Annotated in this window: 14 protein-coding genes; 9 read left to right on the plus strand and 5 right to left on the minus strand. The window is 58.8% G+C overall.

Annotated features, from left to right (window positions below; translation table 11 throughout):
- Nucleotides 1–22: 22 nt before the first annotated feature.
- From DIT71_RS06930 to DIT71_RS06945, 4 genes are all read right to left on the minus strand, one after another.
- The gene (locus DIT71_RS06930; RefSeq protein WP_114612491.1) at nt 23–1,627 is read right to left on the minus strand and encodes a tetratricopeptide repeat protein; all 1,605 of its coding nucleotides are present in this window, start codon (nt 1,625–1,627) and stop codon (nt 23–25) included.
- A gap of 209 nt (nt 1,628–1,836) precedes the next feature.
- On the minus strand, nt 1,837–2,577 hold the full coding sequence (locus DIT71_RS06935; RefSeq protein WP_114612492.1) for a sterol desaturase family protein: 741 nt from the start codon (nt 2,575–2,577) through the stop codon (nt 1,837–1,839).
- 74 nt (nt 2,578–2,651) lie between these two features.
- Complete coding sequence (locus DIT71_RS06940) at nt 2,652–2,810, minus strand: PEP-CTERM sorting domain-containing protein (protein WP_158538953.1); 159 nt, start codon at nt 2,808–2,810, stop codon at nt 2,652–2,654.
- Between the two features lie 232 nt (nt 2,811–3,042).
- Nucleotides 3,043–3,756, minus strand: coding sequence for an aspartate/glutamate racemase family protein (locus DIT71_RS06945; protein WP_114612494.1), 714 nt, complete (start codon nt 3,754–3,756; stop codon nt 3,043–3,045).
- A 205-nt stretch (nt 3,757–3,961) separates the two neighbouring features.
- Between DIT71_RS06945 and DIT71_RS06950 the strand changes: the two genes are divergently transcribed.
- The 9 genes from DIT71_RS06950 to DIT71_RS06990 all read left to right on the plus strand — a co-directional run bounded on the left by DIT71_RS06950 (nt 3,962) and on the right by DIT71_RS06990 (nt 16,425).
- Nucleotides 3,962–4,735: a bacteriorhodopsin-like gene (locus tag DIT71_RS06950; RefSeq protein WP_199490965.1), complete on the plus strand. Its 774-nt coding sequence runs from the start codon at nt 3,962–3,964 to the stop codon at nt 4,733–4,735.
- A 198-nt stretch (nt 4,736–4,933) separates the two neighbouring features.
- Nucleotides 4,934–5,905, plus strand: a complete 972-nt coding sequence (locus DIT71_RS06955; RefSeq protein WP_158538954.1) for a polyprenyl synthetase family protein — start codon at nt 4,934–4,936, stop codon at nt 5,903–5,905.
- Complete coding sequence (gene crtI, locus DIT71_RS06960) at nt 5,883–7,439, plus strand: phytoene desaturase family protein (protein ID WP_114612496.1); 1,557 nt, start codon at nt 5,883–5,885, stop codon at nt 7,437–7,439. The genes DIT71_RS06955 and crtI overlap by 23 nt, the downstream gene beginning before the upstream one ends.
- Nucleotides 7,436–8,440, plus strand: a complete 1,005-nt coding sequence (locus DIT71_RS06965; RefSeq protein WP_114612497.1) for a phytoene/squalene synthase family protein — start codon at nt 7,436–7,438, stop codon at nt 8,438–8,440. The genes crtI and DIT71_RS06965 overlap by 4 nt, the downstream gene beginning before the upstream one ends.
- A 3-nt stretch (nt 8,441–8,443) precedes the next feature.
- Nucleotides 8,444–9,604: a lycopene cyclase family protein gene (locus tag DIT71_RS06970; RefSeq protein WP_114612890.1), complete on the plus strand. Its 1,161-nt coding sequence runs from the start codon at nt 8,444–8,446 to the stop codon at nt 9,602–9,604.
- The gene (locus DIT71_RS06975) at nt 9,601–10,575 is read left to right on the plus strand and encodes a Brp/Blh family beta-carotene 15,15'-dioxygenase (RefSeq protein ID WP_114612498.1); all 975 of its coding nucleotides are present in this window, start codon (nt 9,601–9,603) and stop codon (nt 10,573–10,575) included. Before DIT71_RS06970 ends, DIT71_RS06975 begins: the two co-directional genes overlap by 4 nt.
- Before the next feature lie 147 nt (nt 10,576–10,722).
- Nucleotides 10,723–12,102, plus strand: a complete 1,380-nt coding sequence (locus DIT71_RS06980; RefSeq protein ID WP_158538955.1) for an efflux transporter outer membrane subunit — start codon at nt 10,723–10,725, stop codon at nt 12,100–12,102.
- Nucleotides 12,099–13,316 carry an efflux RND transporter periplasmic adaptor subunit gene (locus DIT71_RS06985; RefSeq protein ID WP_114612500.1) on the plus strand — a complete coding sequence of 406 codons (1,218 nt, stop codon included), beginning with the start codon at nt 12,099–12,101 and terminating at the stop codon, nt 13,314–13,316. Before DIT71_RS06980 ends, DIT71_RS06985 begins: the two co-directional genes overlap by 4 nt.
- Nucleotides 13,309–16,425 (plus strand): efflux RND transporter permease subunit, encoded by a 3,117-nt coding sequence (locus DIT71_RS06990; protein ID WP_114612501.1) that lies wholly within the window; start codon nt 13,309–13,311, stop codon nt 16,423–16,425. The genes DIT71_RS06985 and DIT71_RS06990 overlap by 8 nt, the downstream gene beginning before the upstream one ends.
- Here DIT71_RS06990 and DIT71_RS06995 read toward each other — a convergent pair.
- Nucleotides 16,422–17,621 (minus strand): cation:proton antiporter, encoded by a 1,200-nt coding sequence (locus DIT71_RS06995; protein ID WP_114612502.1) that lies wholly within the window; start codon nt 17,619–17,621, stop codon nt 16,422–16,424. The two genes, DIT71_RS06990 and DIT71_RS06995, sit on opposite strands and share 4 nt — an antisense overlap.
- Between the last annotated feature and the right edge of the window lie 5 nt (nt 17,622–17,626).

Consider the following 17,626-nt stretch of genomic DNA (forward strand, 5'->3'; position numbering starts at 1 on the left):
ACCGATTGCCATGTCGCCCCTATTAAATCGCAGTAAAGGTACGCTCGTTGTCGGGTGCCGCGTCTTTCAGTCGACGGGACCAGAGCGAGGCGGATTCCGCGTCGCCGGCTGCATCGGCTGCCCGGGCCGCACCTTCCAGCGTGTTGTAGCGATTGGGCCAGGTTCGGTCGGAATCCTCGTAGGCCTGCAAAGCTGCCACCGGGCGATCAAGGGCAAGCAGCAAGTCACCGAGCGCTTCATAGGGTGGTAGCAGAGCACCGGGGGTAACCGGGTGTTTCTCTGCGGTGGTCTCCAGCTCACCGGCGGAGCGCATCAGCTCAATGGCGCGCTCGGAATCACCCTCGGCCTGGGCTATCGAGCCAGCCAGAATCCGGCGATCCACTTCAATATAGGTGGTGAAGCGCCCGTCCGCCGCGGTTTTGGCAGATTCAACCAGTGCCGCCATCTGTTGCTCTGCCTCGCGAGCAGTCTCCAGATCTCCAGTGTGGACTGCGCCCAGGCCGCGGGCAAACCAGCTCAGACCATCGGGCCAGGCAAATTTATCCCAGCTGATGTAGTCCGGGGTTTGGGGCGTGATGGCCGCTGCTGCCTTCCAGTCCCGAGTTTCAACCGCCAGCCTTGCCGGGATCGACGCCAGGTGATAGGCACCCGGGAAATTTCCCTGGTGCGGACCATTGGCCTGTGCTGCCTCCCAGACACGTCGCGCAGCGCTGTCTTCTCCGCGCTGGAGATGACCGTAAACCAGGTAGTCGAGGGCATGGATATAGTGGAACGAGGTGGCCCCTTCGATCTTGTGGTTCACGGCAACATCCGCGGACTGCTGGTTCCAGTCAATCATCCGGGGCCAGTCGCCAAGCCGCACATAGATGTGTGAGGGCATGTGCAGGGCATGAGGCACATTCGGTGCGATTCGGGTATACGAATCCACAATTTCGGTCGCATTATCACCACGCCCATCGGCATCCGTCGCGTGTATGGTGTAATGGACTGCCCCGGGGTGAGAGGGTTCAGCCTTCCAGGCGGTGCGCAGAACCTGTTCGGCCTCGTTGTGCAGGGCTTTACGATCCTCGGCGGAAAGCGCTTTTGTGAGCAGCGACAACGCGTAAAGCGTGGCTACGTCGAGATCATCCGGGTAAGCCTGGTATGCCGTATCCATACCGCCTGTCCACCCGGCCAGGCGCTCCTGGACACGGTCTGTTTCGGTCTCAAAAAAGGCAGCGGTGGCCTCGATCAGAAGCTGTTCTCTCCTGTCCTCTGCGGCATTGCGGGCTTGCTGAATGGCCTGCTGGCCCCGGCTGATGTCCGCGTCGCTGGGGGTAGTACCCCACAAGGGTTGAAACAGCGAAGTTGCAACGCCCCAGTGAGCCATGGCGCAGTCAGGGTTATCCTCGATAATCGCCTCGAATTCCGACCGCGCCTGTGTGTACATCATGTGATGCATCATACCCAGCGCATGATCGATATCAGCACGCACGCTTTGTGAACAGTCAGCTCGAAAGTCTATCGTGCCTATGGTGTTGTCGGGATTGCTCCCGGACTCGCTGTTCGCCGGTCCCTCATGGGCCGCAAGCGGGTGGGATATGCTCAGGGTGGCGACAAGAATGCCAAGACGTAGTGTGGTGTTCATGACAGGACTCCCTATAACCGGATTGGTGTGGAGCCGGCATGTCATACACCGGTCAGGAACTGAATACGTACTGCCAGTAATTGGCCAGGCATGCGCAGCTTACAACTTTGACGCTACTCCTATTCCGGCTGAGTTGCCAGGGATCTTAAATGAATTGATTTGACCTATTCGGCAGCCACAAAAAAGGCCCATTAGCCGGCGTTGCCGAATTACCGCAGAGGTAGCATCAATAACGAGCCGAGGCGCTGATCGCTGATATTTGAAAATTCCTTGAGGCCAAAAGATGAGGGTTCAGGATATGCCCTGGGGCAGGTATAGGTACCAAAAATCCGGTCCCATACCGTCAACACCTCGCCGAAATTAGAATCGGTGTGGGGCTGATGTGTGGAATGGTGAAACTGGTGGGTGCCCGGCGTGACAAAAAAAAGGTTGATCAGAGCCTCGGCGCGAGTATTCAAACGGATATTCGAATGCGCCAGAAGCTGAACTGTCTTGACTGCAACCACATAGGGGATGACCTGAAGTGGCGACAGCGCAAGTGCGGCCATCACAATGTAAATAACCAGCAAACTGACGACGACTTCGGCCGGGTGATGACGAAAGGTTGTTGAAAAATCCAGTTCGAGTTCACAGTGATGAACGCGATGCAGGCGCCACAGGGCATGGAAATGGTGGTATGCGCGGTGGAGCCAGTAGGCCGCAAGATCCAGAGCCAGAAAAGCAACCAAAGCCGCCAGTAAAGGGTGCAGGATGGAGGCTGATGCTGGTAGCAGAAATAGGGAAATCAATACCGGGGAAGCCAAAAGAACCGCCTCGTTAATAAAGCCCAGGCTGAGGTTGCTGAACCAGCGGTCGTAGCGATCGTGGATAAGCTCCTTCCGTGCGAATCGGTATTCGGCGGCAATAATGAGCGGAATACCGATCATGTAAAGAATTTGATAGGTGGCCATAACAAACTGTTCGTGTTTTTTGTCTAAGTTCAGCGTCCCTGCTTTTCGATCCCTGCACTATTTCAAAAGCGGTGTTACTTACCGAATTTTTTTGCGATAAAGATTGCCGCCACGCTGGCCGCAAACAAACCCAGCATCCCAGGTTCCGGAACAGATACAACCGGGGGCGCAGTGCCTGCCATGGCGGCCGTTGAAACCATTGAGATGGTGAGACCGGTGATCATATATTTCATAGCGAATCTTCCTTGTTGTGGATTCACTACCGAAAATTGCATTTTTCAGGCCAATGATCCTGGAGCCAGCGGATTCAAGGACATGGATTTCAGGAAAAACCCAAGGTGTAAAGGAATTCGGCGTTTTGAAGGCAACCAACGGCACTACTGAATCGGTGCAACTCTCGTCACAAAATCTCACAGAAATTAACTCGGTACTCTCCAGGCTTAGAAATACCCAGACTTAGAAGCATCAGTGTTGCTCTTTATTCGTCTTATCAGAAAGCGCCTGTTCAACCGCCTGGGCAGCATGAATTTCGGTTGTGTCGTAAAGCGGAACGGAGGTGTCTGCCTGCCTTATAAGCAGGCCAATTTCAGTGCATCCGAGGATTACGGCCTGGGCGCCTTGCTCTGCGAGCGACGCGACGGTATCAAGGTACGCCGCACGGGAATCCGGGTTGATCCTGCCCTGGCACAGTTCCTCGTAGATCACCCGGTGAACCACATCCCTTTGGACAAGGTCCGGCGTCAGCACGTTGATGCCAGCCTTTTCAAGGCGGTTTCGATAAAAATCCTGCTCCATGGTAAATCGCGTACCCAGCAAGCCCACGCGATCAATGCCATCCCGGGCCAGCGTTTTTGCTGTCGCATCCGCAATGTGAAGCAGGGGCATATCGAGGGCCTGTTCTATCTCCGGTGCCACCTTGTGCATGGTGTTGGTGGCAATTACCAGAAAATCGGCACCGGCTTTCTGCAACGACACCGCAGCGTTTGCCAGGATCCTTGCGGTCGCAGCCCAGTCACCCTGGTGCTGGAGGGTTTCGATTTCCGCAAAGTCCACGCTGTACAAAACCATCCTTGCAGAGTGCAGTCCACCCAGGCGGGCCTTCACACCTTCATTGATCAGCCGGTAATAGGTTTGGGTCGATTCCCAGCTCATGCCGCCAAGAAGGCCAATGGTTTTCATGGTGTTTTTCCTTATTGACATATATCAATAGCTGGACGATTTGCTGCTGCATCGGGATCCGGTTCTGAGTGCTCGGCGTATTACCAACCGTTAACTCTTGATAGACATCAAGGTGTGACCACATGCGTTGGTGATTGTCGAGGCACGACGCTGAAACCTGGCAGTTACCGCGTGATCTGATTTCAGAGCTTAAAGGACGATAACAATGCTAAGTATTGAAACTCTATCGTTGGATCAGTATAGCTTTGTAGGCAATGCTTTTTCTTTCGGTCTGGCCGTCATGGCTTCGACGACTCTATTTCTCTGGCTGATGCGTTCGTCAGTAGCTCCCGGTTACCGGATGGCGATAACGATTACCGGTCTGGTAACGGCCATCGCTGCCTATCACTACCTGCAGATCATGCTGTCCTGGGACAAGGCTGTGGACGTCACATCCGGTGAACTCGCTGCAACTGGTGAGCCGTTCAACCAGGCTTATCGCTATGTGGATTGGCTGTTGACAGTGCCACTTCTGCTCGTGGAGCTCATCCTGGTAATGAAGCTCAGTCAGGACGAAACCTGGAACAGGGCTATCAAACTGGGTGGTGCTGCCGCTCTGATGATCGTTCTGGGTTACCCGGGTGAAGTTGCCGAGGGCGCCGGAACGCGCTTCCTGTTCTGGATCCTGTCGATGATTCCGTTCATCTACATTCTCTACCAGCTGGTTGTGGGTCTGAAAGAATCTATCGAAAAGCAGCCTGACAATGTCAAGCAGTTGATCCACTACGCAACCTATCTTGTCATTGCCTCCTGGGCGTTCTACCCGATCGTCTACCTGCTGCCGCTGCTGGGCATTACCGGTGGTTCTGCCATTGTCGCCGTCGAAGTGGGCTACACAATTGCAGATATCGTGGCGAAAGCTGTGTTCGGCCTGGTGATCTTCACCATCGCGGTGCGCAAGTCAGCAGCCGAAGGCTACAAGACCGCTACAGAATCCTGAGGTCCGATGGATACTTTTTAGCGGTGGATTTTGCAGAAGGAAAATATTGCGCTTAGCTCATCAACTTCCCGTGCACGACAGTGCTCGGGCAGAAAAGGAGCAGGACGCCATGGAAGGCGTGCATCCGCGGCGAACTCGGTAAAGAGGAATCCAATAATGACAACCTCTTGTGGACCAACCGTTATGCCGGAAACTTCAATGAAAGAGGCAGGGAGATTCCCTGCTGAAACCGGGGACGACCTGAGCCAGGCGCGGGAACTTGCGCTTGTTCAGACACTCATGACCAATCACCTGAACCGCCTGATGGCGGGGCCTGCCAGTTCGGCAAGCAGCTACCAGGTACAGACAGGGGGGAGCCTGCTGAGAGCCCGACTGGCACTCGCCAGTGGAAGAGCCTTTGGCAGTTCAAGAAACTATCGTATTGTGGCAGCCGCTGCTTGCGAACTTGTCCATAATGCATCCCTGGTGCACGACGATCTTCTGGACAGGGATACCACCCGGCGGGGTGCGCCCAGTGTCTGGAAACGATACGGGGATGGCGTTGCCCTGTGTGCAGGTGATTTGCTGCTGTGCGCCGCTTTCGGCGTTGCTGCGGACCTTGATGATCCCAGCGAATCCCGACTGCTGGCTCAACACCTGTCGAAAATGACGGGTCGAATCATTGTTGGCCAGAGCGTGGAGATCGCGCAACCCGAAAACCAATCATTACCCAAGCTGCGCGCCTACCTTGAGGCAACAACAGCGAAAACGGCCCCTCTCATAGAGTTGCCTTTGATCAGCGGCGCCGCCGCGGGCGGGGCAGACCAACACACCCAGGACTGTATCAGGCAATTGGCAGCCGCCATTGGCCTGGCTTACCAGATCATTGACGACCTGGATGACTTGAAATCAAAGCGCCAGCCGCTGCATCCTTTTCATGCTTGGCACCATCACCGACAGGGCCAGAGAGAGGCGGCGGAACCGCGAATCAGACGAGCAACCCGGCATGCCATTGCGTCACTCAACAGGGCCCGCCGCTTGCTGGGAAAACTGGAGCACAGGGAAAAGATCTCTCTGGGGCTCACAATAGATCCGTTGCTTGCACAACTGGAGCAAAGGGCGCTGGCACATCGCCGCAACCACCATTCGGCCGGAGCGCCAGAAGGTTATGACAGCATTGTCGCAGGTTGACTCAAAGTTACAGGCCGTGGTTGTGGGCGCAGGTTTCGGCGGGCTCGCCGTTGCCTTGCGGCTGTTGGCCCGGGGTTATGCCGTGGACGTTCTTGAGAAACATGAAGATCTGGGTGGCCGGGCGCGGACCTTCGAGCTTGATGGCCACCGGTTTGATGCCGGGGCGACGGTTATCACCGCGCCTTTTCTGTTTGCGGAGCTGTTCGAGCGTTTTGGCGAAAAGCTTGAAGACCATGTCACGCTGCTGCCGGTGGCTCCTTTCTACCGCATGGAGTTTGTCGATGGCAGTCACTTTGATTATGGCGATACCACAGACGCCATCGTAGCGGAAATAGAGCGCCTGTCCCCGGGCGAGGGAGTCCGCTATCAGGAATTCCTCACCGCCGCCGAAGCCATGTATGAGCGGGGGTTTGTGGAGTTGGCGACAAGGCCCTTTACCCGGGTTTCCGACATGCTGGAAGTGCTGCCGGATCTGGTGCGTCTTCGGGCTGACCGGAGTATTTATCAGTTTGTCTCGCAGTTCTTCAGGGATGAACGTTTGCGGAAGGCTTTTTCGGTGCCTTCATTACTGGTAGGTGGCAATCCCTTCCGCACGTCGTCGCTCTACGCACTGATTCATGCCCTTGAGCGCAAGGGTGGTGTCTGGTACGTCCAGGGTGGAACAGGGGCACTGATTGATGCGCTGGCGAAGCTGTTTGAGAGGCATGGCGGGCGCCTGTTCACCGGGCAATCCGTAGAGCGCCTGGAAATGACAGGCCTGAAAGTCAGTGCCGCAGTGACCGAACAGGGTGACCGCTTTGGTGCCGACCTGCTGGTCAGTAACGCTGACCCGTTGTATGTCTATGACAACTGGATTGCCCGGACAACGATGCAGCGACTGGCGGACAGCCACCGAGGCCGGCTCAAGCAATCCATGGGTCTGTTTGTGCTCTATTTCACGACGCATCAGACATACCCTGAGATTGAGCACCACACCATTGTATTCGGAGACACTTTCCGGGAGATCCTTACCCAGATTTTTGACCAGCACGAGGTGCCGGGAGACCTGAGCCTGTACCTTCATCGGCCCGGGGCGACAGACCCCTCCATGGCGCCTGACACCGGCGACGCCTTCTATGTACTGGCACCGGTACCGAACCTCCAGGGTGACCAGGACTGGGAGCAACTGGCCCCCGCTCTTGAGCAACGAATCATCGAGATTCTCGCGGCGCGCCTGATGCCGGACTTGCCCCAACAGGTGCGGGCCACGCGCAGCATCTCCCCGGTCTACTTCCGGAACGAGCTCAACAGTCCTTATGGCAGTGGCTTCTCCATTGCCCCCACCCTGACCCAGTCCGCGGGGCTGCGGTTTCACAACCAGTCACCCCGTTATCCGAATCTTTTCTTCGTGGGGGCGGGTGTTCATCCCGGTGCCGGCGTGCCCGGTGTGGTCTGTTCGGCTGGTGTGGTTGAGAGGCTGGTCGACCGGGCTTTCCCGTTGAGGCCTGTGACCGAGGTTCACCCTGACGAGATCGCGATGAGCGGTGTCAAATGAAACCGACGGCTCTGCATTCCTCCCAGCATTCTGATCGGCAGCCTGGTCACCAAGCCGAATGGGGGGCATCAGGCACCGAGGTGCTTCGCCGCCATGGTCGAAGTTTTTATTGGGCCGGGCAATTGCTGAGCGGCGAGCAGTTGTCAAAAGCTGCCAGCCTCTACAGCCTGTGCCGCGGCATTGATGATCTCGCCGATGATGCTCTGACCCAATCCGAAAAGGTACTGGCACAGCAGAAATTATCGGCGCTGGATCAGGCGCTTGCCGAGCGTTGCCCGCCAGAAGGAGAACTTGGGCCTGTCTACCTGCAGGCGCAGCAGCTACTCTCAGGAGAACCACTGGCCCTGGGGGCGCTGCGGGATATGATCGCAACCGTACAGCTGGACCTGCAATCGGTGCGGGTATCAAGCCACCGCGAACTGTTGCAGTACGCTTACGGCGTAGCCGGTACCGTCGGCGTCATGATGACCTGCCTGCTCCATGCCCGTGAGCCATCGCGGGCTTTGCCCCACGCCATTGACCTGGGTATTGCCATGCAGCTGACCAATATAGCGCGGGACGTTGTTGAAGACGCTCAGCTGGGCAGGGTCTATCTGCCGTCTGATGGCGCTGCTGGCACCCTGGCGCCCGGGGCACTGGTGGAAGGTTGTTCAGAGTCGCAGCACAGAGCCTGGCGCGGAGTCTGTGAGTTGCTCACACTGGCAGAGCGTTACTACACCAGTGGCTGGCAGGGTCTGGGCTATCTGCCGTTTCGAGCCCGGCTTGCGATTGCGGTGGCGGCGCGGGTCTACCGGGAAATCGGACGGCAGATCCTGCGGCGGGGCGAACAACGCTACTGGCAGCATCGCAGTGTGGTGAATTCGGCGCTCAAGCTCAGGGTTTCTGCAAAAGCGCTGGTGCAGTTGATGGCTGAGGCGATGAGTCATCGACAGCCTGCCCACGACCCCAGCCTGCACAAGGGGCTGGATATCTGTCTGACCCATCGGCAACAGCGGTTCTGATTGATGGCAGGCGAGCGTGAATTCGATTGTGACCTGGTGATCATCGGGGCTGGACTGACTGGCCTTAGCCTGGCCTGCTGGCTACTGGAACTGTCCGCGCAGAAACAACAGCCGCTGCCTACCCTGCATCTGCTCGAGCCTCGGAAGGAATACCATAACGACCGCACCTGGTGTTTCTGGGACAGCGAGCATCACCCTTTCCGACACCTGATCAGCCATCGCTGGCCACACTGGCAGGTTAGCAGTGGAGAGCGCTCGGTATCGCAATCAAGTGAACAGACACCCTATGCAATGCTGCCTGCCGGCAGTGTTTACCAACATGCGTTGGCCCGCATTGAGTCCTGCCCCGGGTTCAGCCTGCGGCAGGGGATCACCGTTGAGGCAATCAGCGACTCTGCCGATGGCGTTCTGATATCCACAAATGCCGGGCAGTGGCGAGCCAGAGCGGTTATCGACACCCGGCCACCGGAAGCGACTCGAGTCGATGAAAAGCTCGGTTTCTGGCAGGTGTTTACGGGATACGAGATCCATTGCCCCGGGCACGGTTATGATGCGGGTATGGCGAAGCTGATGGATTTTCAGCCGTGCCAGGAGCATATCTGTTTCATGTACCTGCTGCCTCTCGATCGGGATAACCTGCTGGTGGAATGGACCGCGTTTCATCCGGGTGGGGAGTGGCCTGACTGCCAGGCCCGGTTGGAGGCCTGGCTGGATGAGCGGGGATTCGAAGATTATACGGTGACACGCTCGGAATCCGGGAAACTGCCAATGATGCCAGTCAGCCCGTCGCGGCAACAGGGGCGGATAGTCAGGGCCGGCGTTGGTGGTGGCTGGATGCGCGCAGCCACCGGCTATCACTTTTCCAACTGCCAACGAAACTGCGCTGAGCTGGCAGGCCAGATTCTTGCTGCCGCGGCCAGCGGGCATTGGCACTTCCATCCGCCTGAGTCGCGTAAGCATTGGCTGGACTGGATGGACCGTGTTTTTTTGCGGGCGCTACGCCGACACCCGGAAACCGCCCCCGACTGGTTTCTGGATCTTTTTTCCGCCACCACAGCTGAGCAGATGGCGCGTTTCATGAATGATCAGCCGCGTTGGGGGGATGCGGTTGCTGTGGCGGCAGCACTGCCGTCGATTCCTTTTCTACGGGCGGTAATGCCATGACTGCGAACGCGAGGGGCACGGTGGGTGGCAACCTCCACAAAAGCTCCCGGGGACGCTGGCATCAAGGCTGTGTGCTTGTTGCTGCAGTGGTTGCGGTTCTGGCTGCCCTGGTGCTGCCACCATTATCACTGGAACAACAGTTCTGGATCATACTGGTGCCGGTTGCGGTATTCGGTCTATCCCATGGCGGCGCCGACCCGCTGATTCTGAAACGTCTGACGGGCAACCGCCCAGAGGCCATGCCCTATGCACTGTCTGCCTATTCTGCGGCTGTGCTCGGGTTCGTGGGCCTGATCTGGTTTCTTCCGGTACTGGCGCTTCTCGTGTTTCTGATGCTTTCTATCTGGCACTTCGGGTTTACCGATGCGGCGTACCTCAGTCCATCCCGCAATTCCCTGTTGATCTGGCTGAGTGGCAGCCTGACCGTTCTGGGACCGATGATCGGGCACCCTGAACAGACCAGTGAACTGTTTGCCTGGCTGGTGAGCCGCGAGACGGAAACGGTCCTTGCCGTGGTCACCATTGTCGGGCCGGTGCTGGCAGCGCTGTGGCTGGTGGCCTTCGGGATGCTGGTCTGGCGCCATCATGAGCATCTGGCTGCCCGTGTTTTCACAGAGCTGGTGCTGGTGGCCGCAGCCATGATTCTGCTGTCACCGCTTCTCGCGTTTACCTTCTATTTCTGTATTGTTCACAGCATTCGCCACTTCCTGTCGATTGCGGAATATCGTCTCGGGGAAGCTGAATTCAGGCAGGTGGTGAGTTTTCTGGTGCGAAAATCCGCCCCGGCAACGCTGGGCGCCATTGCGATTGCGCTGGCGGCCTGGGGTGTGCTGGTGCTGTGGAGCCCGGCTTCGAGTCTGCTGGTAGAGGGAGTGAGAGTGATGTTCTGGGGGCTGGCGGCCCTGACTGTGCCTCACGGTTTTGTTGTCAAGATGTGGTGGGACCGCTCAGTCCAGGGGCCGGGGGAATGACCTGAAGCCCGAATTCCCAACGTAAAGACAGTGTAAAATCCGGTGGGCGATCGCGCTCCGGCAAATCTTCCGGCCCGCTGCATGGTATTGTCGGGCCTGATGCAATTCTCGTCACCAGACTGTAACCGGCTGTCCATGACCAAAGTAATGACCAAACTTCACTTGCGGCTGCTCCCGGTAGTAGCTGTCGTTTTTCTTGCTGCCTGCGCCAGCCAGCAGCAGCCTCCCCAGCCCCCGATAGAGCCCCCGGCAGAATTCACCCGCACTGGGCAGCCGGTTGTGCCCGACAGCTGGTGGACGTCTTTTGATGATGAGCAGCTCGACAGCCTTGTTACCCGGGCCCTGGAAGATAATCTGGGCCTCCGGGCCAGCTACCAGAGGTTGCGCCAGGCGCGGGCAGTGGCAGACAGGCAGAGGGCGGGGCTTTTTCCGTCTCTGGATGCCACCGCCGGGGCGGAACGGCAGGAAACCGACACCACAAATACCGATACCTTCAGCGCGGGCCTGAGCGCCAGGTACGAGGTAGATCTCTGGGGCAGGGTGCAATCCTTAAGTGAGGCGGAGTCATTGCGCGCCTCGGCAACCCTGGCCGATTACCAGGCCGCTGCCATTTCCCTGAGCGGGGAAATTGCCAACACCTGGTTTCAGCTGGTGGAGCAACGGGCTCAGCTTGCCCTGGCAGAGAGCCAGCTGGAAACCAATGAAAACGTGCTGACCGTGATTGAGTCCCGCTTCGCGATGGGCCAGAACAACAGTGCCGATGTGCTCCGCCAGCGTCAGCTGGTCAGTGCTTCCCGGGAGCGCCTGAGCAACATTGAAGGCGAAGCCGGTGTGCTCCGGCATCAGCTGGCGGTTCTGCTTGGACAGTCTCCGGGGCAGGGTGTCCTTCCCGAAGACGATACCCTGCCGGCGCTACCGCCGCTGCCGGAAACCGGTGTGCCGGCTGAACTGGTCCAGCGCCGGCCGGATCTTCAGCAGGCCTGGCGAGTGGTGCAGGCGGCTGACCGGGACCTCGCTGCTGCCATCAGCAACCGGTTCCCGAGATTTTCCATCGAGGCATCCATCAATTCACAGGCGAACGATGCCGGGGATCTGTTCGACAACTGGCTGGCGACCCTGGCCGGGAACCTGCTGGTCCCTCTGGTGGACGGGGGCGAACGGCGTGCCGAGGTCCGCCGGTCTGAGGCTGTACTGGGCGAACTGGTTCAGGAGTACGGGCAGGCCGTTCTTGTTGCCATCCGGGAAGTTGAAGATGCGCTGGTCCGGGAACAGCAGCAGCGCCGGCGCCTGCGAAGCCTCGACGAACAGAGCCAGCTGGCTGATACAACCTACCGGCAGCTGCGAAACCAGTACCTCAACGGAGCGGTCAGTTACATCGACGTATTGACCGCATTGCAGGACAGGCAGGATCTTCAGCGCACGATTCTGAACACCCGTCAGCAACTGCTCACCACCCGCGTGGCACTTTACCGGGCACTGGCCGGAAGTATCGAATCCGCGACACCAATGGAGAACAACGAGGCATGAGCCAACCCATCGACGAGAATGCCGTCCGTCCTGAGCGAGGCAAAGCCGGCCCACTGAAGACCGTGTTTGTGTCGCTGATGATCATGCTGGTGGGGATCGCCCTGATCTGGCTGATTTTCAAGACCGAACCCACCGCTACCCGCAAGGACACCGCCCGTGAGACTGCCATGCTGGTGGATGTCCAGAGCGTCAGCCGCGGGCGGTTCACGCCCACAGTGGAAGTCATGGGGCAGGTCGTTCCGGCCCGGGAAGTCACGCTGGGCTCTCGGGTGGGGGGTGAAGTCATTCACCAGGCCGACGCCTTTACCCCGGGTAGACGAGTCGAGGAAGGCGCAGAGCTGCTCCGCATCGATCCGGCGGATTATGAAGCCGCCTTACAACAACAGCGCAGCGAACTGCAGCAGGCAAAAGCAGACCTCGAGCTTGAACAGGGGCAGCAGGCGGTTGCGCGGCAGGAATTCGAGTTACTGGGAGAAGACATCGAGGCAGTAAATGATGCCTTGATACTGCGGGAACCGCAGCTGAAACAGGCCAACGCCAGAGTCGCCGGCGCTGAGGCGGCTTTACGCCAGGCAGAGCTTGATCTTGCCCGCACTCGAGTCCGCTCGCCGTTTCCGGCCCAGGTACTGAGCCGGGAAGTAACCCTGGGCTCTCAGGTCAGCGCCGGCCAGTCCCTGGGCCGGCTGGTGGGAACCCGTCAGTACTGGGTTGAGGCGACGGTTCCTCTGTCAAAACTCCGCTGGCTGGCTTTCGCGGCCGATCCGGATTCCCCCGGTGCGTCCGTCAACCTGCATCACGACACCGTCTGGCCCGCCGGTCAGACCCGGACAGCACAACTGACACAACTGGTTGGCGAGCTTGACGGCAATGCGCGCATGGCCCGGGTTCTGATCACGGTCGATGATCCCCTTGCATTGGGCGAGGCCGAGGGCAAGCCACCGCTGATTCTCGGTGCCTTTGTGCGAGCCGAAATAGAGGGCCGACCACTGGATGACGTGGTCCGGCTTGAGAGGAACCTGGTGCGCCGCAACAACACCGTATGGGTCATGGAGGAACGGCAACTGGCCATTCGCGACGTTGAAATCGCCTTTCGTGACGACGACTATGCCTATGTACGGTCAGGCCTGGAGAGCGGTGACCAGGTCATAACCAACGAACTCTCCTCCGTTGTGAGCGGTGCCCGGCTGAGGCTGGAGGGTGACGGCAATGAGTGATTCACCCAGAGGCCGGGGCTGGGTCGGGCCCATCGAATGGATGGCGCGCAACTCCATCGCTGCCAATCTGATGATGATCCTGTTGCTGGCCGGCGGCTTCTGGATGGCAACTGAGGTGCAAAAGGAAGTCTTTCCCGAGTTCCAGCTGGATCTGGTCCAGATCACCGTCAGTTATCCCGGCGCGTCCCCGGAGGAAGTGGAGCAGGGCATACTGCTGTCTGTGGAAGAGGCGGTCCAGGGAATTCAGAGTATTGAGGAAATGACCTCCACCGCCCGCGAGGGTAGCGGCAACATCCAGCTCGAACTGGTTTCCGGGAGCAATCGCATGCAGGCCCTGCAGGACATAGAGCAGGCCGTGGACCGTATCCGTACCTTCCCGGAGCAGGCTGAGGAACCGGAGATCCGCCTCGTGACGCCAACCCGCGATGTCATGGAGCTGACTCTCTACGGCGAGGTGGACATCTGGACGCTGCGCCAGCTCGGTGAGCAGGTGCGCAACCGTTTGCTCTCGGAAGATGCGATCACCCAGGCCGTCATAGACGATGTGCCGGCCTACATGACGAGTGTGGAAATTCCCCAGGAAACGTTGCGCAAGTACAACCTGACCCTGGCAGACGTCGCCAGCCGCATCGAGCAGTCCAGTGAGGACATACCGGCCGGCTCCATGGCCACGGACAACGGTGACATCCTGCTGAGACTCAAGGAGCGGAAGCAGTGGGCGGATGCCTTCGAGAGCATTGTAATTCTGAATGCGGCTTCCGGCGGCGCCGTTACCCTCGGCGACATCGCCAAGGTTCATGATGGCTTCGAGGAGGACGGCTTCCATTCCCGCTTCAACAGCCTGCCCTCGGTGGAAATCGAGATCTTCCGCACCGGGGATCAGTCACCCCTGGACATTGCCGCCTCTGTCGAGCAGGTAATGGCAGAGCTTGAGGTGACCCTCCCGGATGCGGTGAAGTTGCGCATCGACAGTAACCGGGCCGAGCAGTTTGAAGATCGCATGGACATGCTGCTTGAGAACGGCGTCATGGCCATGGTAATCGTGCTGGTGATTCTCAGCCTGTTCCTGGAGTACCGGCTGGCCTTCTGGATCATGATGGGCATGACCATTTCGTTTGTGGGCAGCGTCCTGTTCCTGCCGGTGATGGACGTCAGCATCAACATGATTTCCATGTTCGGTTTCCTGATGGTGCTGGGAATAGTGGTGGATGATGCCATTGTGGTGGGCGAAAATATCTACGAGTACCGGGAACAGGGAATGGGCTTCATGGAGGCGGCCATTCAGGGGGCCAAAGACATTGCCGGCCCGGTCACCTTCAGTATCCTGACCAACATCGTCGCCTTCCTGCCGCTGCTGTTCATTCCCGGTGTTACCGGCAAATTCTGGTGGCCTCTGGGCGTGGTGGTTATTCTTGTGCTGGCGATTTCACTGATCGAAGCCCTGTTCATTCTGCCCGCCCACCTGGCCCACAGCGGCCGCGGCAGTGTGACCGTCTATGGCCACTGGATGCACAGCATACAGCGGGTGTTTTCCCGGGGATTCCAGGCGGTAGTGGACCGTGGTTACCGGCCGTTGCTGGATCTTGCCCTGCGCTTCCGCTACATCACGCTGTCAGCAGCCGTCACCATCATGGTGGTGTCCGGCGCCTATGCGGTCAGTGACCACATGGGCATGATCATGATGCCCGAGGCGCCGACGGATGAAATCGAGGCAGGGCTCAGATTGCCGGTTGGTACTACCGCCCGCCGCGCCGGCGAGATGGCGATGGCCATTACCCATGACACCCAGCGACTGTTTGAAGAAAACAACCTGTCCCGCAACGTCGAGGGCATCAAGACCAATGTCCGGGGGCAAAGGTCCATCGATGTCGAACTTGTCCTCCTTCCGGGGGACGAGCGTGACATGACCGTCAACGAGATCATCGAGCTCTGGCGTAACGAGCTTGGCGACTTCAAGGGTGTCGACCAGATCACCTTCGAGGCTGAGCAGGGGCCCGGAAGCTGGCGTGACGATATCAGCGTGGATCTCAGCCACACCGACATCGACACTCTTGCGCGGGCCAGCCAGCGCTTTGTTGAAGAGCTGAAGGAGGTCGGTCAGACCCGTGGCGTCAATGACAACTACTCAACCGGCAAACCCCAGTTCGACATCAGCCTCACCGATGAGGGCCGGGCGTTGGGGTTGACCGGTACCCATGTGGGCCGGCAGCTGCGGGATGCCTTTTATGGCAGCATCGCCCTGCGCCAGTTGAGAGGCATCAATGAAAACGAAATAAGGGTGCGGCTGCCGGAATATCAGCGGCAGGACCTGCACTACCTGGACAACTTCGTGATCCGCACGGCCGACGGCCAGGAAGTGCCCCTGATGGACGTGGCCGAGGTAACGATCAGCGAATCCCTGCGCTCTATTGATCGCCGCGATGGCCGGCGAGTGATTACCGTTGGCACTGACGTACAACCCAAATCCGCAACGAGCCAGGTACTGGCTGTGATCCAGAGCGAGATACTGCCACAACTGCGGGCTGACTTTCCGGGCCTGACCTGGACCTTCCAGGGCAGCCAGGCGGATTTGCGGGAATCGACAACCGCTTTGTGGGGTGGTTTCGGCCTGGCGATGGGGGCGATTTTCGCGTTGCTGGCGATAGCCTTTGGCAGCTATCTGCAGCCACTTGTAGTCATGCTGGCGATCCCCTTCGGGGCCGTAGGTGCCATCATCGGCCACATGATCCTGGGCATGGAGCTGTCGCTGGTCAGCATCATGGGCATTGTTGCCCTGTCTGGTGTGGTGGTGAACGACTCGCTGATCATGGTCTCTTACGCGAACCGGCAGCGTGAGCGCCTGGGCCCGGCGCAGGCGATCTACGAGGCTGGCCTGCGCCGGTTCCGGCCCATTGTGCTGACAACCCTCACTACCTTCGGAGGCCTGACGCCGATCATTACCGAAACCTCACTGCAGGCCACTTACCTGATCCCCATGGCGGTCTCTCTGGGCTTCGGTATCGTCTTCGCCACGGCATTGATTCTGTTTCTGGTGCCCTGCCTCTACCTGGTGCTGGAGGATGTGAAAGCGGTTTTCGGGGGCCAGCGGGCGGCAGCGACGGCGGGTTAGCGCAGTACCCGCTTCACGAAAACCGGGCCCACCAGCTCAAAGATAATGGTAGAAGCCACCACCACCGGAAGAATGGTATCGCTGAACTCCGGAAATCTCTCCGCCGCCAGCAGTGCCATACCAATCGCCACACCTGCCTGGGGTGTCAGTGCCAGACCGATGTTGCCTGGTAGCGCCTGGTGTTTTGCGCGGCTGAAGGTCACTGCAAGATAGCCCCCCAACACCCGGCCGGCCAGGCGCAGGGCAATATAGGCAAGGGTCAGCAGTATGGCGTCATCCGCCTTGTACAGATCAATGCTGGCCCCGGACAGCACAAAGAAGAACACCAGGAATGGCCATTCAATATGCTCAATCTCCTGGAACGACCGGGTATGGTGGTAGGACAGATTGGCTACCAGGCAGCCGGCGATCATGGACGCCAGCAAAGCGGATACGCCGAGCAACGAGGAGAGCCCCGCGAGCAGGAGTATCAACGCGATCGCTTCAACCTGGGTGGGCTCGCCAGGCCTGAGGCGGCCGGTGAGCCATGCGGCTGGCAGGCCGATGGCGACACCTGCCAGGACGGCACCGCCCAGTTCCCATAGTGCATGTAGCAAAGCCAGCTGGCCGTCGCCGCCAACCACCCAGCCCAGAACCGCCATGCTCAGGCCGAAAACGACAATACCCCAGCCATCATCAATAGCAACAATGCCCAGCAATACCCTGGGTACCACTCCTTTTTCCCTGGTCTCGCGAATGGTTTCACTCACAGCGGCAGGATCCGTTGCCACTGAAATGGCAGCCAGTGATACTGCAACCACAAGGGGGAACCCCAGCACCAGCAAGCCGGCACCAACCACCAGGCCGCCCCCGATAATCACAAACAGTGAAATAATCAATATCAGCGGACCGGTATTGCGAAGCCGGTCGAGCTTCAGTTCGCTGCCCAGCAGAAAAGCCACCATCACCAACGCCAGATGGATCAAAGGCTCACTCAGTCCCCCCAGCAAATCAGCACCCGGATGACCAAGCCACACCTGTTGAACAAAGGCAATGCCAATCCCCACCACCATCAGGATGGAGATCCGCGGGACGCGCGTGCGGTCGGCAATGGTGTCGGCGAAAATGCTGACCGACAGAATAACGCCCAGCAGAATGATGTTGATGGTGGCCTGGGAAGCCTCAACGGGGACCCAGTGGGGGAGGTACTCAATCATCTGAT

Origin of the sequence: Marinobacter vulgaris, assembly GCF_003344045.1 — a bacterium.
In the GTDB taxonomy this organism is placed as follows: domain Bacteria; phylum Pseudomonadota; class Gammaproteobacteria; order Pseudomonadales; family Oleiphilaceae; genus Marinobacter; species Marinobacter vulgaris.